Raw genomic sequence first — 22,728 nt, 5'->3', positions numbered from 1 at the left:
CCAAAGAGCGGTTTTTCTTACGTCGGTCGCAATCACCCAAACAACCAATACCCCAACAACGTCAACACCACCACCGCCAACACCGGCCGCATCACGCGGTATGCCTTGGGATTACGACGCTTCCAGCGTTTGACCACGCCGCTGACTTTGTCACTGGAGTTCTTGCTCCAGGCATAAGCCTGGTTGATCCCGCCGACATGTTCATCATCAAGGTTCTGCGGCGCGGTGGCGCGACCGAGCAGGCCGCTGATACAGCGGTTGATTCGGGTCATGACGCGGTTGCTCAGCGGTCGTTCGATGTCGCAGAACAGAATGACGCGGGTTTTCTCGGTTTCGTTCTTGACCCAATGCACATAGGTCTCATCGAACATCACATCCTCGCCATCGCGCCAGGCGTATACCTGACCGTCGACGAAGATGCGGCAATCATCGGAGTTTGGCGTCGACAGCCCCAGGTGATAGCGCAGGGAACCGGCAAACGGGTCGCGATGTGGATTGAGGTGGCTGCCACCCGGCAGCAACGCGAACATTGCCCCCTTTACGTTGGGAATGCTGCTGAGCAGCGCCACGGTTTTCGGGCACAAGGTCTCGGCCGATGGCAGGGGTTTGTCGTACCACTTGAGGTAAAAACGCTTCCAGCCTTTCTTGAAGAACGAACCGAAACCGGCGTCGTTGTTCTTTTCGGCGGCGCGGATGTAGCCCTCGTCGAACAGGTGCATGGCTTCGTCGCGGATGACTTCCCAGTTGTCCTTGAGTACATCCAGCTCCGGGAACTTGCTGCGGTCCAGATAGGGTTTGGACGGAACGCCGGAGAACAGGTACATCAACGCGTTGTAAGGTGCAAACAAGGCCGAGTGGTTGACGAACTGGCGCAGAACCGGCAATCGCGCCTTGCCGCGCAAATGCACATAGAGGGTGCTGCCCAGGAATAGCAGCAACACTGACGCTTTCGCGGCAAAGGAAAAGGTCATCTACGGCTCCTTGAGATTAGGCTCTTTGCACAACGCCATTTACCCGACGTGGCAGCCGGCCATGATAAACATTACCGGTCTCGGGAAAAACCCGCGAAATTCGACATTCACTATTAAGGTTTGTGCAACAAAGCACTTATTAACATAACGTTCCTGAACGAGGGCTGACCTGAATCAGCCCTCTCAGCAAAAGATCAAAACATCGCAGGCAGTTCCTACTGCTGATTCTCCTGCTCGGTAAACAGATCACTGAACAGCATGCTCGACAGGTAGCGCTCACCGGAATCCGGCAGGATCACCACGATCGTCTTGCCCTGCATTTCCGGTGTCTCGGCCAGACGCACTGCCACCGCCATCGCGGCGCCACAGGAAATGCCGCACAAAATCCCTTCTTCCTGCATCAAACGCAGGGCCATGGCCTTGGATTCTTCGTCGCTGACCAGCTCAACCCGATCGACGATCGACAAATCCAGGTTCTTCGGCACAAAACCGGCACCGATGCCCTGGATCTTGTGTGGGCTCGGTTTGATTTCTTCACCGGCAATCGCCTGAGTAATCACAGGCGACACCACCGGCTCCACCGCCACCGAGATAATCGGTTTGCCTTGGGTATTCTTGATATACCGCGAAACACCGGTAATGGTTCCGCCTGTTCCAACGCCCGCCACCAGCACATCGACCGCGCCGTCGGTATCGTTCCAGATTTCCGGCCCGGTGGTTTTCTCGTGAATGGCCGGGTTGGCCGGGTTGTCGAACTGCGCCGGCATGAAGTATTTGGCCGGGTCGCTGGCGAGGATTTCGGCAGCCTTTTCGATCGCGCCCTTCATGCCCTTGGCCGGTTCCGTCAGGACCAGTTCGGCGCCCAGCGCCTTGAGGACTTTGCGTCGCTCGATGCTCATCGACGCCGGCATGGTCAGCATCAATTTGTAACCACGGGCCGCGGCAACAAAGGCCAGACCAATGCCGGTATTGCCCGACGTCGGTTCGATGATGGTCATGCCAGTCTTGAGTTTGCCGGAGCTTTCGGCGTCCCAGATCATGCTCGCGCCGATCCGGCACTTGACCGAATAACCAGGGTTGCGCCCTTCGATCTTGGCCAGGATGGTCACACCGCGCGGGGCAATGCGGTTGATCTGCACCAACGGCGTATTGCCGATGGAATGGGCGTTGTCAGCGTAAATACGGCTCATGGCTGGGTCCTTGTACAGCGTTGAATAAGCTCCCAAAGGTATGCCTGTTGCCGATGGTCGTCCAGTCAGGTCGAACGTCCGGTGACCGCCGCAGTCAATGGCTTTACATCGCCAGAGATTTGCCGTCATGAAACGTCGATACAGTTGGCCCCTATGGACTCTAGCCGGCCTCGTTGTGCTGGTGATCGCCCTGCACATCGCCCTGCCCTACCTGGTGCGCGACTACCTGAACGACAAGCTGGCGGACATGGGCGATTACCGGGGCCAGGTGACCGACGTGGACCTGGCCTGGTGGCGAGGCGCCTACAAGATCAACGGGCTGAAAATCGTCAAGGTCGACGGCAAGGTCCCTGTACCTTTCGTCAATGCGCCGCTGATCGACCTTTCTGTCAGCTGGCACTCACTCTGGTCCGACCGCGCTGTAGTGGCCGAGGTGCAGTTCTTCAACCCTGAGGTGAACTTCGTCGACGGCGGCGCCAACAAACAAAACTCCCAGACCGGTCAAGGCACCGACTGGCGCGCGCAGTTGAGCAAACTGGCGCCGTTCACCTTTGACGAAATACGCATCTACGACGGCAAGATCAGCTTTCGAAACTTCAACTCCAAGCCCCCCGTCAATATGAACGCCACCCAGGTCAACGCCAGCCTCTACAACCTGACCAACGTGGTCGATACCGAAGGCAAGCGCGACGCCCGCTTTGAAGGCAAGGCGCTGTTGCTGGGCCACGCGCCACTGGAAACAACGGCAACCTTCGATCCTTTGAGCAATTTCGAAGACTTCGAATTCCGCCTGCGGGCCAAGGACATCGAACTCAAACGCATGAACGACTTTGCCTCGGCCTACGGCAAATTCGACTTCAACGCCGGTCACGGCGATGTGGTGATCGAAGCGCAGGCCAAGAAGGCCAAACTGACCGGCTACATCAAACCGCTGCTGAAAGACGTCGATGTGTTCAATTGGCAGCAGGACGTGGAAAACAAGGACAAAGGGCTATTCCGCTCCATCTGGGAGGCCATCGTCGGCGGCTCCGAAACCGTGCTGAAAAACCAGGGCAAGAACCAGTTCGCGACTCGCGTCGAACTGAGCGGTAACGTGCATCGACAAGATATCAGCGCGTTCCAGGCGTTTTTGCAGATTTTACGCAATGGTTTCGTCCAGGCATTTAATGCTCGATATGAGCGGCCGAAACCGGAGGCGGGTTAAGGTTTGCGTGTAACGGTGTAGCGACCGGTTTCTTCGGCTGCCCGTGACGGGTTCGATTGCTGCTGCAGGAAGTCCCAGCCCAGACAGGCCAGCGCCAACGAACGAGGCACCGCTTCACGCCCGCTGCTGTAGCGGGTAATGCTTCGAGCGCTGACACCCAGCGCTTCGGCTGCCTGATTGAGCGCTAGCCCGGTGCGAGCGCGCCAGTCGATGAAAATCCGGGTGTTTTCATCCAAGGCATTTTGCGCAAGGGCATCCAGATACAGGGTATCGGCGCCGATCTGGATGTCCTGCTCGGGCCATTCAACGCTCCAGCCTTCATCACCCAGGGTTGCCCCTTCGAAAGCGCCAACCTCCAGCAACGGCTGCAAACCGGGATAGGCGCGCAGGTCCCGACTCAAATCGAGAGTCAGTTGCTGACCGTCGATAAAGGTCAACGCCAGGCGGTAATCCGGCAACGCCTTCACAGCCGACAGCCGTGGTCGTTTCATGGGTAACATCGTTTCCAATCCTCCAGCAATTGCACTTGATGGGCCCTGACCCACTCCAGTGCTTCCTTGATAATCAGCGGCGGCGCCTTGCCCACCCTTACATCGACGGTTTCCAGACTGAGCATCACGTCGAGCCCGCCACCCGTCAGGTGAACATGGGGCGGCGGATGATCCTTCTCGCGCAACTGAATGCGGTACGTATCGCGAAATCGGTATTTAGTAGACATGCCGGGCAAGCTATCGCCAAAATGGCGATAGCTCAATACTGGCCAGCCGCCGAGACTGAGTCAAGATGTGACGCTCCATTCAGAGACTGAATAAGTCGTCTGCGTTCACAGTCGACCGGGCAGCGCGTTATAGTCGGGTACTACAATTATTGCGCCCCGCCCTGCCCCGTTCAGGTCGGCGTTACCGTTCGAGGATTAGCAGATGAAGTTCGAAGGCACCCAGGCCTACGTCGCCACCGATGACCTGAAGCTGGCGGTCAACGCCGCCATTACCCTGGAGCGTCCACTGCTGGTCAAGGGTGAGCCGGGCACTGGCAAAACCATGCTCGCCGAGCAACTGGCCGAGTCCTTCGGCGCCAAGTTGATCACTTGGCACATCAAGTCCACGACCAAGGCGCATCAGGGCCTGTACGAGTACGACGCGGTCAGCCGCCTGCGTGACTCGCAGCTGGGCACGGAAAAGGTCCACGACGTTCGCAACTACCTGAAAAAGGGCAAGCTCTGGGAAGCGTTCGAGTCCGAAGAGCGGGTGATCCTGCTGATCGACGAAATCGACAAGGCCGACATCGAGTTCCCGAACGACCTGCTGCAAGAACTCGACAAGATGGAGTTCTACGTTTACGAGATCGACGAGACCATCAAGGCCAAGAAACGCCCGATCATCATCATTACCTCCAACAACGAGAAAGAGCTGCCGGACGCCTTCCTGCGCCGCTGCTTCTTCCACTACATCGCCTTCCCCGATCGCGTGACGCTGCAGAAGATCGTCGACGTACACTACCCGAACATCAAGAAAGACCTGGTCAGCGAAGCGCTGGACGTGTTCTTCGATGTGCGCAAGGTCCCGGGTCTGAAGAAAAAGCCTTCGACCTCCGAACTGGTGGACTGGCTGAAACTGTTGATGGCCGACAACATCGGCGAAGCGGTGCTGCGCGAGCGCGACCCGACCAAAGCGATTCCGCCCCTGGCAGGCGCCCTGGTGAAGAACGAACAGGACGTGCAATTGCTTGAGCGCCTGGCATTCATGAGCCGTCGCGGCACCCGCTAAGAGGCTGATCGCCATGCTGCTCAACCTGTTCAATGAAATGCGCGCAGCCAAGGTGCCGGTCTCGGTGCGTGAGCTGCTGGACCTGATCAACGCGCTGAAACAGCGCGTGACCTTCGCCGACATGGACGAGTTCTATTACTTGTCCCGGGCGATTCTGGTGAAGGACGAACGGCATTTCGACAAGTTCGACCGCGCGTTCGGTGCCTACTTCAACGGCCTGGAAAAACTCGACGATCACCTTCAGGCGTTGATTCCTGAAGACTGGCTGCGCAAGGAATTCGAGCGCTCCCTGACCGAAGAAGAACGGGCCGCGATCCAGTCCCTCGGCGGCCTGGACAAGCTGATCGAAGAGTTCAAGAAACGCCTCGAAGAACAGAAAGAACGCCACGCCGGCGGCAACAAGTGGATCGGCACCGGCGGCACCAGCCCGTTCGGCTCCGGCGGCTTCAACCCGGAAGGCATTCGGGTCGGCGATGCCGGCAAGCGCCAGGGCAAAGCGGTCAAAGTGTGGGATCAGCGCGAGTACAAGAACCTCGACGACTCGGTGGAGCTGGGCACGCGCAACATCAAGGTTGCCCTGCGCCGCTTGCGCAAATTTGCCCGTCAGGGTGCAGCGGAAGAGCTGGACATCGATGGCACCATCGACCACACCGCGCGTGATGCCGGCCTGCTGAATATCCAGATGCGGCCGGAGCGGCGCAACACCGTCAAGCTGTTGCTGCTGTTCGACATCGGCGGCTCGATGGACGCGCACGTGAAGATTTGCGAGGAGTTGTTCTCAGCCTGCAAGACCGAGTTCAAGCACCTGGAATACTTCTACTTCCACAACTTCATTTATGAATCGGTGTGGAAGAACAACATGCGCCGCACGTCCGAGCGCACCTCGACCCAGGACCTGCTGCACAAGTACGGCGCCGACTACAAAGTGATCTTCATTGGCGATGCTGCAATGGCGCCTTATGAGATCACCCAGGCTGGCGGCAGTGTCGAGCACTGGAACGAAGAAGCCGGTTATGTGTGGATGCAGCGGTTCATGGAGAAGTACAAGAAGGTCATCTGGATCAACCCGTATCCGAAAGATACGTGGGGGTATACGTCGTCGACCAATATCGTGCGGGACTTGATTGACGACCAGATGTATCCGCTGACGTTGCGCGGGTTGGAGGAAGGGATGCGGTTTCTTTCCAAATAGAGATTTTTGTTGTCTGTCAGGACGTCTTCGCGGGCAAGCCTCGCTCCTACAGGGTTGGTGCACGACGCACGAACACCGAAACCTGTAGGAGCGAGGCTTGCCCGCGAAGCTTTTAGCGGTTTGAAAATCGCTGCAAATACGTGATCTGTTCGCGATGCGCCACATCCTGCACCACCGGCCGCAACCGCACCTTCGCCCCCGGCAAGCACTGCGCCAGCCGGGCCAGTGCCAACGGCGTCAACGCCCCCAATCGCGGATAACCGCCAATGGTCTGCCGATCATTGAGCAACACAATCGGCTGACCATCCGGCGGCACCTGGACCGCGCCCAGCGGGATGCCTTCGGAAATCATCGGTTTGCCCTGGTACTGCAACGCCGTTCCCAGCAGGCGAATGCCCATGCGATCGGCCCGGCTGTCGAGGGTCCAGACGCTGTTGAACGCATCAAACAGACTTTGCCCGCTGAACTCGCCGATCTGCGCGCCGAGGACCACATCCAGGGGCGAATCGACTTTGAAGTCCGGCCAATGTTCTGCCGGCAACTCACGCAGCAATAACAGTGCACTGCCGCCATAGCTCAACGAAGCGTCTTTGGCCAAAGGCCGGCCCATTCCGTCCAGGCCGCCGAGTTCTTCACGGACCACCGTCGCGCTGCTGCCCAACACCTTTGGCGCGTCAAACCCGCCCGGTGCCGCCAGATAAGCCCGGGCCCCGAGCAGCGGCTGAGTGAACTGCAACCGCTGGCCTTTGTTCAGCCGGAAACTGCGCCACGGCGCCAGTGCCTCGCCATTCACTTGCGCGCCGAGGTCTGCCCCGGCCAGCGCCAACACACAGTCTTCCTTGGCGACGACGCTGAAGCCGCCGAGGGTGATTTCAATCACCGGCGCATCCAGCCCGTTACCCAGCAGCCAGTTGGCCCACGACATCGAGCGCCAATCCAGCCCGCCGCCCTGGGTCACGCCCAGATGCCGCACGCCGAAACGGCCAGCGTCCTGCAACAGGCACAGCGGCGTACTCGCTTCAATCAATAGACGGCTCATGCCTGGACCTCCAATGGCGTGTCGTCACCGCCCAGGTTGATGAACTCGGCATGGCTGACCGCTGCAAAACGCACGGTGTCACCCGGTTGCATCAGGCTGTAGCCGTCGCGTTCGCGGTCGAACAGTTTGGCCGGCGTGCGGCCGATCAAATTCCAGCCACCGGGGGAAACCACCGGGTAGGCGGCGGTTTGCCGCTCGGCGATGCCGACACTGCCGGCAGCGACCTTTTTGCGCGGTGTATTCAGGCGTGGCGCAGCGAGCACTTCCTCTACCAGCCCCATGAAGGCGAACCCCGGCGCGAAACCCAAGGCGAACACCTGATACTCGCGCTCGCTGTGACGGCGGATCACCTCCTCCACCGACAACCCGCTGCGCTGCGACAACAAGCTCAACTCCGGGCCAACGCTCAAGTCATACCAGACCGGCAGCACATGGCATTGACCGCCAGTGCTCGCGTTGGGCGACAGGTCGATCAGCGCTTCGGCGATCAGTTCACGGGCCTGAGCCGGACTCAACGCGGTCAGGTCGTAATGCACCATCAACGTCGTGTACGACGGCACCAGATCGATCAAATGCCCGGCGAACGCTGCACGCAGGTTTTCGCTGGCCGCCAGCATCCACGGCATATTGGCCTCGGCGATCTCATCAAAGAGACGCACCATCAGGCAATCCAGCGCCACCACCTCAACCCGCGGTTTCATGGTGCGCTCTGCTGATCAAGGGCTTCGCGAATCCGGCGCACGGCGGCCACTGAACTGGCGTTGTCGCCGTGGACGCACAGGGTGTTGGCCTGCAAATACAAGGCGCTGCCGTCACTGGCGGTGAGGGTGTCGCCACGGGCGATGGTCAGCGCCTGCTCGATAATTCTCTCGGGATCGTGGTGCACCGCCCCCGGCAACTGCCGCGAAACCAACATGCCGGCGCTGTCGTAGGCACGGTCGGCGAAGGCTTCGAACCACAGGGTCACGCCATATTCATCACCCAGTTGCTGGGCGGCGCTGTTGTCGCGCGTGGCCATCAGCATCAGCGGCAAGGTCCGGTCATACGCCGCCACGGCCTGCAGCACCGCGCGCAATTGCGCCGGGTTGGCCATCATGTCGTTGTACATCGCGCCATGAGGTTTGACGTAACTCAGCCGCCCACCCTGGGCCCGGCAGATACCGTCGAGGGCACCGATCTGGTAATGCAGAATGTCTTGAAGTTCCTGGGCGGTGTAGGCCATGGAGCGGCGGCCGAAACCCACCAGATCCTGATAGGCCGGGTGCGCGCCGATCTGCACGCCGTTGCTCAGGGCCAGGCTGACGGTCTTGCGCATGATGCTCGGGTCGCCGGCATGAAAGCCGCAGGCGATGTTGGCGCAATCAATGAAGGGCATGACCTCGGCGTCCAGACCCATGGTCCAGTTGCCGAAACTCTCGCCGATGTCGCAGTTCAATAGCAGGCGGCTCACGGTGAACACTCCTGTAGGCATATTCTTTTTTTACTGTCGGGCAGATGCCCGCAGATTATCAGTTGCTGCCGTTTTGTTATTCAGCTTCGAGTTGTTTGCCACGGGTTTCCGGCAGGCTCAATGCTGCCAGGATCACCACGCCGTAGGACACCGCCGCAAACGCCCCGATGCCTACGCTCAATGGCACCGTCTGACTCAGCAAACCGATCAGCAGCGGGAACAACGCCGCCAGCGCCCGACCAATGTTGTAGCAAAAGCCTTGGCCCGAACCGCGAATCCGCGTTGGAAACAGCTCGGTCAGAAACGCCCCCATGCCACTGAAAATCCCCGAGGCGAAGAAGCCCAACGGGAAGCCCAGCCACAGCATTACACCGTTACTGACGGGCAATTGGGTGTAGAGCAGCACGATGGTGAACGAGCCGACGGCGAACAGAATGAAGTTCTTCTTGCGCCCGAGGATGTCAGTCAAATACGCGCTGATGACGTAGCCGACGTAGGAACCGACGATCACCATTGCCAGATAACCGCCCGTGCCGAGTACGCTCAAACCACGCTCGTTCTTCAGAAAAGTCGGCAGCCAGGAGGTGATCGCGTAGTAACCGCCCAGAGCGCCGGTGGTCAGCACCGAAGCGCGAATCGTGGTGAAGAGGATGCCGGGAGCGAAAATCTCGTAGAACTTCGCGGCGTTGCCCGGTTCCTGCCTGGCCTTGGCTTCGCGATAGATTTCCGGGTCCTTGACCAGTCGACGGACGAAAATCACGAAAATCGCTGGCACGATGCCGAGGATGAACAGCGCGCGCCAGGCGTCTTCCGGCGGCAATACCGAGAACAGCAGCGCATAGAGAATCGCCGTCAGCCCCCAACCCAGCGCCCAGCCCGACTGCACCATGCCCACCGCTTTGCCGCGATCCTTGGCGCGGATCACTTCGCCCATCAGCACCGCGCCCGCGGTCCACTCGCCGCCAAAGCCGAAGCCCATCAAGGTGCGGCTGATCAGCAGTTGTTCGTAGTTTTGCGCGAAGCCGCAGAGGAAGGTGAAGAACGCGAACCACAGCACCGTCAGTTGCAAGGTACGCACGCGGCCGATGCGGTCCGACAGAATGCCTGCCACCCAACCGCCGATGGCCGAAGCAATGAGCGTGCTGGTATGAATCAGCCCGGCCTCGCCGGTGGTGATGCCCCACATGGCAATCAGGGTCGGCACCACGAAGCTGAGCATCTGGGTGTCCATGCCGTCCAGGCCATAGCCGATCTTGCAGCTCCAGAAAGTGCGTCGTTCCTGCTGATTGATGTTGCGGTACCAGTCGAAAGGTCCCGGGCGAGGCGTGGCTTTGGGGATGTCGAGCGTGTCGGGCGCACTCATGGCAAATCTCCGTGCAAATTTTATTGGTATTGTTCTGAGCCCCGACGACGCCTATCGTGGGAACCGGATGGCCTGATTTTTGGGCGCCCGGCCCTGTTGCGTCCAACTAATAAAAACCCGCCCTAGACATAAGAATTCTTTATCCCCGAGCAGATCCCATGAACCTGAAGTTTCTCGAGACCTTCGTCTGGGTCGCCCGACTCAAGAGTTTTCGCCTGACGGCAGACAAGCTCTTCACCACCCAGGCGTCGATTTCCAGCCGCATCGCGGTGCTCGAAGGCGAGCTCGGTGTGAAGTTGTTTTTGCGCGACTCGCGAGGCGTGAGCCTGACGCCCGAAGGCTTGAAAGTGCTCGAGTATGCCGAGCAGATGATGGACACCATGCAGGCCCTCAAGCAGTCGATCGAGACGCGCTCGAGCAAGGTCGGACGCGTGCGGATCGGCGTGATGGACACGGTGATTCACACGTGGCTGAGCCCGTTGGTGGCACAGATGATGGATCATTATCCGCTGGTGGAAATCGAGCTGGTGGCCGATACGGCGCTCAACCTCTGCGATCAGCTGCAAAAAGGCTTTCTCGACCTGATCCTGCAAACCGACCTGGTGCGCCAGGAAAGCGTACGCAGCCTGGAGCTGGCGAGCCATCCGATGGGCTGGATTGTGGCCAGTAGCTCGATCTACAACCGCGAATACTCAGGCATTGCCGATCTGGCTCGCGAGCGGATCATTACTTACTCGAAGAACTCACATCCGCATCAGGACATTTTGAGTCTGATGCAGGCGAACGGGGTCATGACGCCCCGACTGAACTGTGTGAATTCGGTGTCGGCGATTACCCGGTTGCTGCGCGACGGATTTGGGATTGGCGCATTGCCGCCAGTCCTGGTGGCCGAGGAGCTGGCGCGGGGGGAGCGGACCTTGCTGACGATCGATCAGCAGCTGCCTAATTTGCAGGTTGTCGTCTCGTGGCGAGTGGGCGTTGAGTGGGTCGAGGAGATTGTGGCGTTGTGTCAGCAGGTGCTGGAGGGGTATGCGCGCAAGGTGGGCGAGGATTACATCACTTTGAGTCGTTGAAAAGCAAAAGATCGCAGCCTCGTTTCACTCGACAGCTCCTACAGGAGCATGCGAAACCCGTGCGATCTTTTGATTTTTCTCTTACAACCCCCGCAGATCCCGGTCTTCTTCGCAGCAGCAAGGGTTTCGCATCCCCCTGTAGGAGCTGTCGAGTGAAACGAGGCTGCGATCTTTTGATCTGGCTCTTACAACCCCCGCACATCCCGGTCTTCAATCGGCCGGCTCTGGCGCAGACGTTTGCCGCCCAGCACCACCCAGTCAATCAGACGGAACAGGCATTCAATGCCGAACGACAGCAGCAACGCGCCGCTCATGCCCCAGATCATCGCTTCCGGCGTCAGCAGGATCTGGTAGCTGTAGCCGTTCCAGGTTTCCTTGCGAATATCCGGATCCGCCGCCAGCGCCACCTGCAGGACGCGGATGTACCACGGGCCCTGCATGGCATGGAACTGTTTATCGAGCGCCACCTGACGGTTCAGCAAGGTGCTCAGGCTCTCGGCATCGCTGCGAAAGATCGGGTCTTCACTGGCGCGATAATGCGCGACCAGCGCCTGCATATCGCCCTTGAAGAACTGATTGGCCGTGCCCTGGAAACCGCTCAAACCGGTCTGCGCCTCGATCAGATGCGCTTCGACCCGTTTCGCGTAATCGCTGATGAACCCCGGCACCTGGACACCGATCAACAGGCCCGCCGCAAACAACACCAGCCGTAGATAACTGAGCAACATCGGGTGAGATCCTTATTCGGTCTTGCCCTGGCTGACGCATTCGCCGCGTCGCCAGAGGCTCCATTGGCCCGGTTCGTAGCGGGTCCAGGTTTCGTTTTCGGTCAGGGGTTCGGTGGCAATTACCGTGACCACATCGTTGGGCGTGGTTTCGGCCTGGAAATCGACGATCACATCGACATCCTTCAACCGCGCCGGGCCGAAAGGCGCGCGACGGGTTATCTGGGCCAATTTGGTCGAGCAATAACAGAACAGCCAGTCGCCGTCGCTCAGCAGGCAATTGAACACGCCTTTGCTGCGGTATTCGGCACAGGCGGCGACCAGGTCCGGCAGCAACGCTTCGATCTCGACCGGCTCCGGAAACGCTGCGCGCACACGGTTGAGCAGATCGCAGAACGCCGCTTCGCTGTCGGTGTCACCGACGGGACGGTAGAAACTTTTGATCGGTTGAAAGTCCGCAAGCTGGCCGTTATGGGCGAAACACCAGTTGCGGCCCCACAGTTCACGCACAAAAGGGTGCGTGTTGGACAGGCAGACCTTGCCAACGTTGGCCTGGCGAATATGCCCGATCACCACTTCGCTTTTGATCGGATAGCGTTGCACCAGGTTCGCCACTTCGGACTCGCAGCTCGCGGCCGGGTCCTGAAACAGCCGCAGGCCGCGCCCCTCGTAGAAGGCGATGCCCCAACCGTCACGGTGCGGACCGGTACGGCCGCCGCGCTGCATCAGCCCGGTGAAGCTGAACACGATATCGGTCGGCACATTGGCGCTCATGCCCAATAACTCACACATGCTCGGACTCTCGCTTCAAAGCCGGATTACAAACGCGGTTCGACCCGCAATCGCTGAGGGTTGCTCGGCACCGGCGGACGACCATAACGATCATCGCCGGCACCGCCGAACGGATGATCGTCGTCAGGATCGTCGGCCCGGGCCGCAGCCTTGGCGGCGGCAGCCTGTTCCTTGCGAGCGTTGGAAGCGCGCTCGAGCGGGAAACGGATCAGCACGAAAACCAGGTAAATGCCGAAGGCGATCATGCCGTACATGAACAGATCGGAAATCGCCCGCCAGGCGTTGTTGCCGACCTTGAACAGCAGATCGAGCGCGGTGATGGCGATGGCCGGAGCCACTTTTTCCTTCACCGGGTCGATGATGGTCGGGCTGAACAGCAGCACGGCGACCAGCAACCGCAACGGTTCGCGCAGCCAGCGCCACATCCAGCGGGTGATGCGCATCCACACCAACAGGCAGCCTAAAGCGGCAAAGGCGTAAAGGCCCCAGGCGATCAGATAGTCGTTCTCGGTCATGGTGTCCATGGCAAGGCAGGCAAAGAGGCGCTTATAGTAACGACTTTTCGCCCGTCAGGCTTGCTCCAATGCCTGGCCGCTACGCCTGACTCCTGTGGGAGCGGGCTTGCTCGCAAATGCAGTGTGTCAGCCAACACAGATGTTGAATGTGCAGGCCCCTTCGCGAGCAAGCCCGCTCCCACAGGGATTTGCAGCGGTATCAAGACACGCGCGCGCCCTATTCCGTACATTGTCCGAGAGTCCTTCATGCCCTTATCCGCCAACGCCACCAGCGCCCCGATTGCCCACAAGGCTGACGGCCCTGACCCGTATGCCTGGCTGCAGGAGCGCGACACCGACGCGGTGCTCGACTACCTCAAGGCTGAAAACAGCTACCAAGAGGCGCAAACCGCCGATCAGGCCGGGCTGCGCGAAACCCTGTTCGAAGAGATCAAGGGCCGGATTCTCGAAACCGACCTGTCGCTGCCCTCCCCGTGGGGTCCGTACCTGTATTACACGCGTACCACCGCCGGTGACGAATACGCCCGCCACTACCGTTGCCCGCGTCCGGCGGATGACAGCCTGCAACTCGATGAAAGCAAGGAACAACTGCTGCTGGACCCGAACGAACTGGCCAATGGTGGTTTCTTCTCCCTGGGCGCGTTCAGCATCAGCCCGGACCACCAGCGCCTGGCCTACAGCATCGATTCCACGGGCGATGAGATTTACACGCTGTTCGTGAAGGAATTGTCCAACGGCCGCGTCAGCGAACTGGAGTTCCAGGACTGCGACGGCAGCATGACCTGGGCCAACGACAGCCTGACGCTGTTCTTTGGCGAACTGGACGACACCCACCGCCCGCACAAACTGTTGCGCTATCGACTGGACGGCACGGCAGCCGAAGAAGTGTTCAATGAGCCGGACGGTCGATTCTTCCTGCATTGCTACCGCTCCAGTTCCGAGCAGCAATTGCTGCTGTCGCTGGGCAGCAAGACCACCAGCGAAGTCTGGGTCCTCGACGCCTCGCAGCCCCATCAAGCGTTCACCTGCATAGCACCACGGGTTGAAGACCATGAATACGACGTCGATCACGGCACGCTGAACGGTGAATGGGCCTGGTTCATTCGCACCAACCGCGACGGCATCAACTTTGCGCTGTATACCGCCGTCGATACCGGTGTTGCGCCGACCGAGGCCGACTGGCAGAACCTGATCCCCCACAGCGACACCACGATGATCGAGGGCATGAGCCTGAACGTCAGCGCCATGACGCTGAGCCTGCGGGTCGGCGGCTTGCCGGTGATTGAAGTCCACCCGCAGGACCTGCCGAGCTACCGCGTGCTACTGCCAGATGCGGCGTACAGCCTGCATGTGCAGAACAGCCTGGAATTTGTCAGCGACAGGATCCGCCTGCGTTACGAGGCCTTGAACCGTCCGGCGCAGATCCGCCAGCTTGAGCTGGACAGCGGCGAGCAGAAAGTCCTCAAGGAAACCCCGGTGCTCGGCCCGTTCGACGCCGACGCCTACGTCAGCCAGCGCCTGTGGGCGACGGCACCCGATGGCACGCAAGTGCCGATCAGCTATGTCGTCAAACGCGAAGCACTCGGGCAGCCGACGCCATTGTATCTTTACGGCTACGGCGCTTACGGCGAAAGCCTTGACCCATGGTTCTCCCACGCCCGCCTGAGTTTGCTGGATCGCGGCGTAGCGTTTGCCATCGCCCACGTGCGTGGCGGCGGTGAACTGGGCGAAGCCTGGTATCGCGCCGGCAAGCAGGAACACAAGCACAACACCTTCAGCGACTTTATCGCCTGTGCCGAACACCTGATCGACAACGGCTTCACCACTTCCGCGCAACTGGCGATCAGCGGCGGCAGTGCCGGCGGTTTGCTGATCGGCGCGGTGCTCAATCAACGGCCGGATCTGTTCGGCGCGGCCATCGCTGAAGTGCCGTTCGTCGACGTGCTCAACACCATGCTCGACCCGGACCTGCCGCTGACTGTCACGGAATACGACGAGTGGGGCAATCCTGAAGAGCCGGAAGTCTATGATCGGATCAAGGCCTACGCCCCGTACGAAAACGTCACCGCGCAAGCCTATCCGGCGACTCTGGTGATTGCCGGCTACAACGACAGCCGCGTGCAGTACTGGGAAGCGGCGAAGTGGGTGGCGAAATTGCGCGCGACCAAGACCGACGACAATCCCCTGCTGCTCAAGACCGAACTGGGCGCCGGGCATGGCGGGATGAGCGGTCGTTATCAGGGATTGCGTGACGTAGCCCTCGAATACGCATTTGTTTTCAAGGTTTTGGGGATTGCCTGAGGAACTTGGCCCGATGCGCTGGTCTTAAGACCAGACACCGGGCCCGAGGCGACACAACTCCCCTGTGGGAGCGGGCTTGCTCGCGAAGAGGGAGTATCAGTCGACATCATTGTTGTCTGATACACCGCTTTCGCGAGCAAGCCCGCTCCCACAGGGGATTGGGGACGTCCAGAAAACCGGAAACAGACACAAAAAAAGACCGTGCCGACATGTCAGAACCGACCTTATTGAACAACGAAATCCGCGACTGGCTGATGGACTGCGGCCTGTTCGATCAACTGCTGCCGGCAGATTTCGCCGCCGCCTCCGGCTACTTCAGCATCAGCACCATCGCAGAAGGCGAAGAAATCTTCCATGAGGGGGATGCCGGTAGCTTCATGTGCATCATCCACACCGGCCAGGTGTCGGTGCAAAAGACCAACGGAGACGGGCAATTGGTGACCATGGCCACCCTGCGCAGCGGCCGGTCGTTCGGCGAAATGGCGGTGCTCGATGGCGAACGCCGTTCGGCCAGTTGCGTGGCCGCCAGCCACTGCCAGTTGCTGAACCTGGGCAAGGACTCTTTGGAAAAGATGATCAACGATGCGCCGAAAATCGCCGCCAAGATCATTCGCGCCCTTGCTGTAGCCCTCTCCAAACGCCTGCGCATGGCTGACGGGCAACTGCTCTCGCAACAGGTTTAACCGCCGGGCGACTTGGTCTTCGTGCTGTTCGGCTCAATCCCCGGCACCGGTTGATCCTTGGTCGGAGGGCTGGGCATGTCGATCGGCACCAGCGGTGGGCCACCACTGCCAGGCCCGGTCCTGGGTGCGGTGGACGGGGTGATTTGCGGATATGGCGTAGGTGTCGCGGTGCCGGGCGAGCCGGGCATCGGCGCCGGGCTGATTGGAACGGGTTGCAACTGCTGAGCCTGCACTGCAGTTATCGAGAGCGCGGCCAAGGCAATGACCGTTAGAATGGTGCGCTTCATCAATGGCTCCGTTGGCCTTGTTGTCATTGGCAGGCTACTCCCAACTGCCTCTGTTTGCCTTCCCCCAATTTGAGATTTCCATGAAACGTTTCGTTCTGCTCGACACCGCCCCTATCCCTGAAAACGGCGGCGCCTTGTGCCTGTTCGAGTATGGCGAGGATTTCGTCATCAAGATCCAGGGCGGTGACGGCGGGCAGTTGATGAACACCCGCATGCACGGTTCCGAAGATGCCCTGGCCGAGATCCCGTGCCGCAAGGTGGCCGGCCGGCCGAACTCGCGGGTGCTGATCGGCGGCCTCGGCATGGGCTTCACCCTCGCCTCGGCCCTCAAGCATCTGGGCAAGACCGCTGAAGTGGTGGTCGCCGAGCTGGTGCCCGGCGTGGTGGAGTGGAATCGCGGGCCGCTGGGCGAGAAAGCCGGCAATCCGCTGCTCGACCCACGCACCGTTATCCGCATGGAAGACGTGGCCAAAGTGCTGCAAGCCGAGCCACAAGGTTTCGACGCAATCATGCTCGACGTCGACAACGGCCCCGAAGGCCTGACCCAACGGGCCAACAGCTGGCTCTACTCCGCCGGTGGTCTGAGCGCCTGCGCCAAGGCTCTGCGACCCAAGGGCGTGCTGGCGGTCTGGTCGGCCAGCGCCGACAAGCAGTTTTCCGACAAACTGAAGAAAGCCGGCTTCAAGGCCGAGGAAGTCCAGGTCTTTGCCCACGGCAACAAAGGCACGCGCCACACCATCTGGATTGCCGAGAAGCTCAAGGGCTGAGCTAAACTCACGTCATAACCGTCATTAGTCTTTTACAAAGGTGAACCCATGAGTTCGTCAACGCCGACCAATACCTCGAAGCTGGATCGCATCCTCGCCGACAACCAGCGCGACAAGGAAATGGGTTACCGCGACAAAGCCCTGAAGATGTACCCGCACGTGTGCGGCCGCTGCGCCCGCGAGTTCTCCGGCAAGCGCTTGAGCGAACTGACCGTGCACCACCGCGATCACAACCACGACAACAACCCGCAGGATGGCTCGAACTGGGAATTGTTGTGCCTGTATTGCCACGACAACGAACACTCGCGGTATACCGACCAACAGTATTTTCACGAAGGCTCGCTGAGCACGCCGAAAATCGCCAAGGCGACGCATAACCCGTTTGCGGCGTTGGCCGGGTTGATGAAGAAAGACGACTGAAGATTTTCAGTGCCTCGACCGGCCCCTTCGCGAGCAAGCCCGCTCCCACATTGGTTTTGTGTACGACGCAGATCTAATGTGGGAGCGGGCTTGCTCGCGAAGGCGGCCGACCAGACACCATCAATCTCCAAACCGGACACCCCTCCCCCAATCCCCGTATAATCGCCGTTTTTTCCCCGAAGGCACCCCGCTCGTGGCAGACAAACGGTACAGCTGCATTGGTTTGTATAACCCCAAATCACCGGAAAACGTCGGCTCGGTCATGCGCGCCGCCGGCTGCTATGGCGTGGCGTCCGTGTTCTACACCGGCAAACGCTATGAACGCGCCGCCGACTTCGTCACCGACACCAAGCGCGTCCACTACGACATCCCGCTGATCGGCATCGACGACTTGAAAAAAATCCTGCCATTGGGCTGCGTGCCCGTCGCCGTGGAGCTGGTCGAAGGCGCCCGCTCGCTGCCGGAATACACCCACCCGGACCGCGCGCTGTACATCTTCGGCCCGGAAGACGGTTCGCTGGATAAAGAGATTCGCGACTGGTGCGAAGACGTGGTCTACATCCCGACCACCGGCTGCATGAACCTGGCCGCTACGGTCAACGTCGTGCTCTACGACCGCATGTCCAAGGGACTCAATACCCGTTCCGGGGCAAAATTCCGCTGAATCACCGCACATTCGATGGAACAAGCGGACCGCCCCGGCAGTCAGCTTAACTATCTATTGTTGAAGCAGCCTTTCCTGCCTGGAGACAGATCATGAGCGAACTCAAACGCGTAGAACGCATTGAATCCACCCCGTTCCAGACTCATTCCGAGCAAAACGTTCACGGCTGGGAGCGCGTCGGTTCCCTCGCTGGTGGCGTGCTGATGATGGGCAAGGGCCTGCGTCGCGGCGGTATTTTCGGGTTGATTCAAGTCGCAATCGGCGGTGTCGCCCTGGCTCGCGGGATTACCGGGCACAGCTCGGCGAAAAGCCTGCTGGAGAAAAGCCGTCAGGACATGAACACCGTTCGGACGAAGATCGAGCGGGCCGGGGAAGAATTGAGCAAGTTGAAGGCGAATGCCGAGGCGGCGACCAATACCGCTACGGTGACGGGCAATGATTCGTTGAAGTCGCCCAAGACCGGGGTTTGACGTTTTAAGATCAAAAGATCGCAGCCTCGTTTCACTCGACAGCTCCTACACGGATACGCGTTCCAATGTAGGAGCTGTCGAGTGAAACGAGGCTGCGATCTTTTGATTTTCTATTGCAACAGCTCGGTATCAAGAACTTTCGACGATTCGCCAATCACGCTTTCGGCGAGCTGAACAAATTCCTTGGTATCCACACTCTCCAGATGCATCGCCCCACGCAACACATCATCCAGCGAGCGCTTGTTGCGCGTCTTCAAGCGAATCTCGCGGTCCAGCTCCTGCAGTAACAGCACCGCTTTCGACACCTGCGCCGGGTTTACCTGTTCGCCACGCAACGTGGTGACTTTCTGGCTGTCCTTGATCAACTTGCCGTGCAAGCTTTCATAGCGCTCATCACTCATGCCCCCGGCGCGGCGCACCAGTTCGATCGCGTAATACTCGGCAAACCCTTCGCTGATCCAGTCACTGCGCTGTTTGTCGTTGATCCGCCCGGATACCTGCACCAGTTCACGCACCAATGCGCTGGTGCCGCTTTCGCTGACCAGCGGCAGACGCGTATTCAGATAGATCGACTCACGTGCGGCCAGGCTACCGCGCCACATCGGGTCGTTGGCGCCGACGATCAGCAGTTTGGCGGGATGACGCGGGAACACCGCCTGGACCTGCGGCCAGACAAACGTCAGCAGCGTCAGCACGTCCATGCGGCGCATGCCCTGGCCTCGGGGCGAGGCGACGGTGACTTCGGTTTCCCCAAGCCGCGTGCGACGGCTGCCGAGGTGGCCAGCGAGCATCCAGCCGGTCGGCCGGTCGAACAGCCGGGAAACGTTATCGATGCGGAACTTGTTCTTGCCGATGCGCGGCCAGGCGGTTTCGACGCTTTTCCAGCCTGTGGGCAATTCGAACTCAAGGCGCGACACCAGCTCGATGCCGTCCTGCTGATCGAGTTTGGCCGGCGGCACCAGGTCGTCACCGCGCATCAGCGCCCAGGTCGGGGTCATGCGCGTATCAAAGCTGCCGCTCTTGCGCCCATGGCTGATGCGTACGCGGTAGGTCAGGCTGGCCTTGTCGGCGGCCGGACGCCAGACACCCCGCGCCTCCTTGCCCGGCGTGAGCTGCCATTGGCCGTCGGCCTTGAAATCGCTGTAGTGACTGCCGTCGCCCAGATCGAAATCCAGACTGCGCACCGCCGAGCCTTGGGCCAGCGTCAGCCGCACTTCGGCCTGATCGCTTTGTGGCAACAGGCGCACGTGGTAATCCAGATCGACCTTCTTCGCCGCCCACACGGACGGACTCAGGGCCAAGAGCCCAATGGCCAACGCCAGCCGCAATCCCACAGCCATACACACTCCTGTTGTGGCGAGCTTGCTCGCGCCGGGCTGCGTAGCGGCCCCGATTCTAGTAGTTATTGCCTGTTTGGTGAGTGCTGAGCACTCAGGCGGGAGCAAGCTCCCTCGCCACATTAACCCGCGCGAAAGATCAGATGATCTTCCCAGTCGTCTTCGGCCACGCTGCCTTCGGCGAGCATGCGCCCGGACTGGGAAATACGTTCGTGGTGCACCGCATCGCGATCACCGCACACCAGGTGATGCCAGAGTGGCAGGTCCTTGCCTTCACTGACCAGGCGATAACCGCAGGTCGGCGGCAACCAGCGGAACTCTTCGGCCTTGCCCGGCGTGAGCTGGATGCAGTCCGGCACGAAGTCACGGCGGTTCGGGTAGTCGGTGCACTGGCAGGTTTTCAGGTCCAGCAGTTTGCAGGCGATGCGCGTGTAATAGACCGAGTTGTCTTCTTCATCCTCGAGCTTTTGCAGGCAGCACAGGCCACAGCCGTCGCACAGCGATTCCCACTCTTGCGGATCGAGTTGATCGAGGGTTTTGCGTATCCAGAAGGGTTCGACTTTGGCGGCCATGGTTCAAGCATCGACATCAGGTGGTGAAAAGGCCGCCAGTCTAGTGCCAAGGCCGTTGCGGGCCAAGCATTGGCGACTGCCGGTAGAACGGGGCTTGTCAGTTTTTGCGCCGCCACGTAGCTTTGCCAGTCGCAAGGAGCCATGCCCAAATGCCATTAACGCTCAACCGCGTTGCATTCAGGTGAACTGCCAGGCTCTCGAAAAACCTTATCGCTCAGCTCAACTGCGCCCGCAGGTTTTAGACGCCCCTCACTTTCAGACGAAGCAAGGAATCTCTTGATGAGTGCAAATCCACGCGTTGCCGATTATGCGATCCACCCTCAGTTCACCGATCGCTGGTCGCCCCGCGCCTTCACCGGCGAAACCATTCCCGAAGAAACCCTGCTGAGCTTCTTCGAAGCCGCACGCTGGGCGCCCTCGGCCTACAACTCGCAGCCTTGGCGGTTTCTGTATGCGCGTCGCGACACGCCGAACTGGGAACGCTTTCTGGGCCTGCTGAACGAATTCAACCGGGGCTGGGCGCAACACGCCTCGGCGCTGGTGATCGTGATCTCGAAAACCACCTTCGCCGTACCCGGCGCCACCGAAGAAACCCCGGCGCTGTGGCACACCTTCGACACCGGTACGGCCTGGGGCCACCTGGCGCTGCAAGCGAGCATCAGCGGCTGGCACACCCACGGCATGGCGGGTTTCGACCAGGACCTGACCCGCAAAGAGCTGAACATTCCTCAAGGTTATGCGCTGCACGCAGCGGTGGCCGTGGGCAAACTGGGCGACAAGGCAACGCTGGCCGATTACCTGCAAGCGCGCGAAGAACCAAGCCCGCGCCGCCCGCTGAGCGAGTTGGCCGCCGAAGGCGACTTCACCCTCTAAGCCAAACCGCAAAACCAATGTGGGAGCGGGCTTGCTCGCGAAGGCGTCGTCACATTCAACATCCATGTTGACTGACAAACCGCTTTCGCGAGCAAGCCCGCTCCCACATTTTATTGCGGTGTACTCAATACCCGCGGTTGAAGTCGACTTCGCCGCGCAACGCCTCGCCCGCCTGATACGCCCGCAGGTTTTCGACGAACAGGTTGACCATCATCGATGGTGAGGTCGGTGCCGAGCTGTGGCCGGTCAGCAGCAAGCCCCAGGCGGTCCAGAACGGATGGCGTTGTGGCAGCGGTTCCTGACGGCAGACGTCGATTACCGCGCCCGCCAGATGCCCTTCTTTCAAAGCTTCCACCAGGTCCGCATCGACCACCGCCACGCCACGGCCGACGTTGATGAACAACCCGGTCGGCTTGAACTGCTTGAACAGCGCCGCATCGTACAAATCGTGGGTGTTGGGGGTGTTGGGCAGCAGATTGATGACGAAATCCACTTCACCGACCAGCCGCGGCAGGTCCGCCAGCGCACCGACTTCGACAAACGGCGCCTGCTCGCGGGCTTCGCTGGCGATGCCGTACAGCTCAACGCCAAATGGCACGAGGAACTTTGCCACGGTCTGACCGATATCGCCGGTGCCGACGATCAGCACCTTGCGCCCCGCCAGGCTTTGGCCCTGGCGACTGTCCCACTTGCGCTCGACCTGGCTGACCAACCGCGCCAGCACTTCGCGCTCGTGGCCGAGCATGTAGGTGAGGACGTATTCGGCCATGACCTGACCAAAAATCCCTACCGCACGCGTCAGGCGATAATCGCGGCGCAAACCGTCGGCCAGCAGCGGCGTGATGCCGGCCCAGGTCGATTGCAGCCATTGTGGCTGGTGGCCCTGGCGCAACAGGTTCGCCAACAGGTCCGGCTGGCCCAGCCAGATCGGGCAGTCGGCCGCCTGGCGGGCCAGTTCTGCGGAGTCGCCGCTGGTCAGCACTTCCAGATCAGGCGCAGCCTGACGCAACAGTTGGGCGTACACAGGGTGGTCGTGTTCAGCAATCAGAACGCGCATGGTTCAAACCTTTCAAA

Annotated in this window: 26 protein-coding genes; 11 read left to right on the top strand and 15 right to left on the bottom strand. The window is 60.2% G+C overall.

Features of this window, described 5'->3' with window-relative positions; genetic code table 11:
- Nucleotides 1–32: 32 nt before the first annotated feature.
- Nucleotides 33–971 carry an aspartyl/asparaginyl beta-hydroxylase domain-containing protein gene (locus ACA049_RS07450; RefSeq protein WP_497334315.1) on the bottom strand — a complete coding sequence of 313 codons (939 nt, stop codon included), beginning with the start codon at nt 969–971 and terminating at the stop codon, nt 33–35.
- 215 nt (nt 972–1,186) lie between these two features.
- Nucleotides 1,187–2,161, bottom strand: coding sequence for a cysteine synthase A (gene cysK, locus ACA049_RS07445; protein ID WP_497334313.1), 975 nt, complete (start codon nt 2,159–2,161; stop codon nt 1,187–1,189).
- Nucleotides 2,162–2,258: 97 nt separating this feature from the next.
- Here cysK and ACA049_RS07440 point away from each other — a divergent pair, with 97 nt between their 5' ends.
- Nucleotides 2,259–3,365 carry a DUF748 domain-containing protein gene (locus tag ACA049_RS07440; RefSeq protein ID WP_497334311.1) on the top strand — a complete coding sequence of 369 codons (1,107 nt, stop codon included), beginning with the start codon at nt 2,259–2,261 and terminating at the stop codon, nt 3,363–3,365.
- Here ACA049_RS07440 and ACA049_RS07435 read toward each other — a convergent pair.
- Together ACA049_RS07435 and ACA049_RS07430 are read right to left on the bottom strand one after the other, a co-directional pair.
- Nucleotides 3,362–3,865, bottom strand: coding sequence for a DUF2442 domain-containing protein (locus tag ACA049_RS07435; protein ID WP_497334309.1), 504 nt, complete (start codon nt 3,863–3,865; stop codon nt 3,362–3,364). The two genes, ACA049_RS07440 and ACA049_RS07435, sit on opposite strands and share 4 nt — an antisense overlap.
- Nucleotides 3,853–4,083 carry a DUF4160 domain-containing protein gene (locus ACA049_RS07430; RefSeq protein ID WP_497334307.1) on the bottom strand — a complete coding sequence of 77 codons (231 nt, stop codon included), beginning with the start codon at nt 4,081–4,083 and terminating at the stop codon, nt 3,853–3,855. The genes ACA049_RS07435 and ACA049_RS07430 overlap by 13 nt, the downstream gene beginning before the upstream one ends.
- Nucleotides 4,084–4,285: 202 nt before the next feature.
- Here ACA049_RS07430 and ACA049_RS07425 point away from each other — a divergent pair, with 202 nt between their 5' ends.
- Together ACA049_RS07425 and ACA049_RS07420 are read left to right on the top strand one after the other, a co-directional pair.
- Nucleotides 4,286–5,131: an AAA family ATPase gene (locus ACA049_RS07425; RefSeq protein ID WP_010462104.1), complete on the top strand. Its 846-nt coding sequence runs from the start codon at nt 4,286–4,288 to the stop codon at nt 5,129–5,131.
- A 13-nt stretch (nt 5,132–5,144) separates the two neighbouring features.
- Complete coding sequence (locus ACA049_RS07420) at nt 5,145–6,323, top strand: vWA domain-containing protein (RefSeq protein ID WP_077749161.1); 1,179 nt, start codon at nt 5,145–5,147, stop codon at nt 6,321–6,323.
- Between the two features lie 112 nt (nt 6,324–6,435).
- Here the strand turns inward: ACA049_RS07420 and ACA049_RS07415 are convergent, their stop codons facing one another.
- The 4 genes from ACA049_RS07415 to ACA049_RS07400 form a co-directional block, all read right to left on the bottom strand.
- Nucleotides 6,436–7,362: a 5-oxoprolinase subunit C family protein gene (locus ACA049_RS07415; RefSeq protein WP_497334305.1), complete on the bottom strand. Its 927-nt coding sequence runs from the start codon at nt 7,360–7,362 to the stop codon at nt 6,436–6,438.
- The gene (gene pxpB / locus ACA049_RS07410; RefSeq protein WP_497334303.1) at nt 7,359–8,063 is read right to left on the bottom strand and encodes a 5-oxoprolinase subunit PxpB; all 705 of its coding nucleotides are present in this window, start codon (nt 8,061–8,063) and stop codon (nt 7,359–7,361) included. Before pxpB ends, ACA049_RS07415 begins: the two co-directional genes overlap by 4 nt.
- Nucleotides 8,060–8,812 (bottom strand): 5-oxoprolinase subunit PxpA, encoded by a 753-nt coding sequence (locus tag ACA049_RS07405; protein ID WP_497334301.1) that lies wholly within the window; start codon nt 8,810–8,812, stop codon nt 8,060–8,062. The genes pxpB and ACA049_RS07405 overlap by 4 nt, the downstream gene beginning before the upstream one ends.
- A 76-nt stretch (nt 8,813–8,888) precedes the next feature.
- Nucleotides 8,889–10,175 carry an MFS transporter gene (locus ACA049_RS07400; RefSeq protein WP_497334299.1) on the bottom strand — a complete coding sequence of 429 codons (1,287 nt, stop codon included), beginning with the start codon at nt 10,173–10,175 and terminating at the stop codon, nt 8,889–8,891.
- A gap of 158 nt (nt 10,176–10,333) precedes the next feature.
- Between ACA049_RS07400 and ACA049_RS07395 the strand changes: the two genes are divergently transcribed.
- Entirely contained in the window at nt 10,334–11,248 is a 915-nt protein-coding gene (locus ACA049_RS07395; RefSeq protein ID WP_497334297.1) for a LysR family transcriptional regulator, read from the top strand.
- Between the two features lie 185 nt (nt 11,249–11,433).
- On the opposite strand, the gene ACA049_RS07390 is transcribed toward ACA049_RS07395, so the two are convergent.
- Genes ACA049_RS07390 through ACA049_RS07380 form a run of 3 tightly spaced genes read right to left on the bottom strand, consistent with a single transcriptional unit; the run spans nt 11,434 to nt 13,289 of the window.
- The gene (locus ACA049_RS07390; protein ID WP_497334295.1) at nt 11,434–11,976 is read right to left on the bottom strand and encodes a DUF2937 family protein; all 543 of its coding nucleotides are present in this window, start codon (nt 11,974–11,976) and stop codon (nt 11,434–11,436) included.
- Between the two features lie 12 nt (nt 11,977–11,988).
- The gene (locus ACA049_RS07385) at nt 11,989–12,765 is read right to left on the bottom strand and encodes a class II glutamine amidotransferase (RefSeq protein ID WP_109628454.1); all 777 of its coding nucleotides are present in this window, start codon (nt 12,763–12,765) and stop codon (nt 11,989–11,991) included.
- A 26-nt stretch (nt 12,766–12,791) separates the two neighbouring features.
- The gene (locus tag ACA049_RS07380; protein ID WP_497334293.1) at nt 12,792–13,289 is read right to left on the bottom strand and encodes an MFS transporter; all 498 of its coding nucleotides are present in this window, start codon (nt 13,287–13,289) and stop codon (nt 12,792–12,794) included.
- 237 nt (nt 13,290–13,526) lie between these two features.
- On the opposite strand from ACA049_RS07380, the gene ACA049_RS07375 reads away from it, so the two are divergent.
- Together ACA049_RS07375 and ACA049_RS07370 are read left to right on the top strand one after the other, a co-directional pair.
- Nucleotides 13,527–15,581, top strand: coding sequence for a S9 family peptidase (locus tag ACA049_RS07375; RefSeq protein ID WP_497334291.1), 2,055 nt, complete (start codon nt 13,527–13,529; stop codon nt 15,579–15,581).
- Between the two features lie 209 nt (nt 15,582–15,790).
- Nucleotides 15,791–16,264 (top strand): cyclic nucleotide-binding domain-containing protein, encoded by a 474-nt coding sequence (locus ACA049_RS07370; RefSeq protein ID WP_438658026.1) that lies wholly within the window; start codon nt 15,791–15,793, stop codon nt 16,262–16,264.
- On the opposite strand, the gene ACA049_RS07365 is transcribed toward ACA049_RS07370, so the two are convergent.
- On the bottom strand, nt 16,261–16,551 hold the full coding sequence (locus ACA049_RS07365) for a hypothetical protein (protein WP_497334289.1): 291 nt from the start codon (nt 16,549–16,551) through the stop codon (nt 16,261–16,263). The two genes, ACA049_RS07370 and ACA049_RS07365, sit on opposite strands and share 4 nt — an antisense overlap.
- Before the next feature lie 80 nt (nt 16,552–16,631).
- Between ACA049_RS07365 and ACA049_RS07360 the strand changes: the two genes are divergently transcribed.
- The 4 genes from ACA049_RS07360 (at nt 16,632) to ACA049_RS07345 (ending at nt 18,872) form a co-directional block, all read left to right on the top strand.
- Nucleotides 16,632–17,318, top strand: a complete 687-nt coding sequence (locus ACA049_RS07360) for a spermidine synthase (protein WP_027925870.1) — start codon at nt 16,632–16,634, stop codon at nt 17,316–17,318.
- Nucleotides 17,319–17,366: 48 nt separating this feature from the next.
- A complete protein-coding gene (locus ACA049_RS07355; protein WP_010462132.1) occupies nt 17,367–17,738 on the top strand; it encodes a YajD family HNH nuclease in 372 nt (123 codons plus the stop codon).
- A gap of 193 nt (nt 17,739–17,931) precedes the next feature.
- Nucleotides 17,932–18,402 carry an RNA methyltransferase gene (locus ACA049_RS07350; protein ID WP_008153126.1) on the top strand — a complete coding sequence of 157 codons (471 nt, stop codon included), beginning with the start codon at nt 17,932–17,934 and terminating at the stop codon, nt 18,400–18,402.
- Nucleotides 18,403–18,494: 92 nt separating this feature from the next.
- Entirely contained in the window at nt 18,495–18,872 is a 378-nt protein-coding gene (locus ACA049_RS07345; protein WP_497334287.1) for a YgaP family membrane protein, read from the top strand.
- Nucleotides 18,873–18,982: 110 nt separating this feature from the next.
- On the opposite strand, the gene ACA049_RS07340 is transcribed toward ACA049_RS07345, so the two are convergent.
- Together ACA049_RS07340 and ACA049_RS07335 are read right to left on the bottom strand one after the other, a co-directional pair.
- Nucleotides 18,983–20,212 carry a hypothetical protein gene (locus ACA049_RS07340; protein ID WP_497334285.1) on the bottom strand — a complete coding sequence of 410 codons (1,230 nt, stop codon included), beginning with the start codon at nt 20,210–20,212 and terminating at the stop codon, nt 18,983–18,985.
- 119 nt (nt 20,213–20,331) lie between these two features.
- Nucleotides 20,332–20,781 carry a YcgN family cysteine cluster protein gene (locus ACA049_RS07335; protein WP_497334283.1) on the bottom strand — a complete coding sequence of 150 codons (450 nt, stop codon included), beginning with the start codon at nt 20,779–20,781 and terminating at the stop codon, nt 20,332–20,334.
- Between the two features lie 279 nt (nt 20,782–21,060).
- Here ACA049_RS07335 and ACA049_RS07330 point away from each other — a divergent pair, with 279 nt between their 5' ends.
- The gene (locus tag ACA049_RS07330) at nt 21,061–21,654 is read left to right on the top strand and encodes a nitroreductase family protein (RefSeq protein WP_497334281.1); all 594 of its coding nucleotides are present in this window, start codon (nt 21,061–21,063) and stop codon (nt 21,652–21,654) included.
- Between the two features lie 124 nt (nt 21,655–21,778).
- Here ACA049_RS07330 and ACA049_RS07325 read toward each other — a convergent pair whose 3' ends face one another.
- The gene (locus ACA049_RS07325; RefSeq protein ID WP_497334279.1) at nt 21,779–22,711 is read right to left on the bottom strand and encodes a D-2-hydroxyacid dehydrogenase; all 933 of its coding nucleotides are present in this window, start codon (nt 22,709–22,711) and stop codon (nt 21,779–21,781) included.
- Between the last annotated feature and the right edge of the window lie 17 nt (nt 22,712–22,728).

The organism is Pseudomonas sp. LBUM1662, assembly GCF_059695915.1.
The sequence above is the reverse complement of the archived record's forward strand: the minus strand, read 5'-3'. Positions and strand labels throughout refer to the sequence as shown.